Source organism: Pseudomonas sp. WS 5010 (assembly GCF_012985565.1).
Classification (GTDB): domain Bacteria; phylum Pseudomonadota; class Gammaproteobacteria; order Pseudomonadales; family Pseudomonadaceae; genus Aquipseudomonas.
Map to the genome: position 1 here is coordinate 1 of NZ_JAAQWQ010000028.1, position 847 is coordinate 847.

At 65.8% G+C, this 847-nt stretch carries 1 protein-coding gene and 1 pseudogene; both read left to right on the plus strand.

Annotated elements, in window-relative coordinates:
- Window positions 1-168: pseudogene (locus HBO11_RS28415) on the plus strand (iron dicitrate transport regulator FecR); the annotation flags it as partial.
- Between the two features lie 36 nt (window positions 169-204).
- The coding region (locus tag HBO11_RS28420) for a glucose PTS transporter subunit IIA (protein WP_170059069.1) at window positions 205-847 on the plus strand (643 nt) is incomplete at its 3' end.

Below are 847 nucleotides of genomic sequence, written 5' to 3' on the forward strand. Positions count from 1 at the left end.
GACGATATTGCCGAACGCGACCTGACCCTCAGCCGCGCCGAGCACCCGGCACTGGACCCGATCCTGGCAATCCAGAGTTTCTATGTGATGGCTGCAGGCCTGGCCCAGGCCCGGGGCATGGACCCGGATCAACCCCGCCACCTGAGCAAAGTCACCCGCACCCACTGAGTTGGTTTCTGTCGTTTCCTGATGAGTACCGTGCCCATGCCCGACAATAATAATGACCTCACCCTCAGCGCCCCCCTCAGCGGGCCGGTGCTGACCCTGGGCAACGTGCCTGACGACGTGTTCGCCAGTGGCGCCATGGGCGACGGGATTGCCATCGACCCTCTCAACGACTGCCTGCATGCGCCGTGCGCGGGCGTGGTGATCCACGTCGCCCGTACCGGCCACGCCCTGACGATCCGCGCCGACAATGGCGCCGAGGTGCTGCTGCACGTGGGCATCGATACCGTCCAATTGAATGGCGAAGGCTTTGCCCTGCTGGTCAAGCAAGGCGCGCGGGTCAGCAACGGGCAGCCCCTGGTGCGCTTTGACCTGGACCGCATCGCCCGCCAGTGCAAAAGCCTGGTCAGCCTGATCATCCTCACCAACGGCGAGCAGTTCGAACTGCGCCCGGTGGCCGTCAATACGGTCAAGGTCGGTGATGCCCTGCTGCGCATCGTCGCGCGTCAGCCTGCCGCCGTGCAGTCTGTGTCCGACAACTCCCAGGCACATGCCAGCGCCAGCGTGCGCATTACCCATCGCGGCGGCCTGCATGCGCGTCCCGCAGCCCTGGTTCGCAAGACCGCCCAGGGTTTCAGCAGCCAGTCGCAGCTGCATTTCGCCGGCAAGTCGGCGTCGTGCG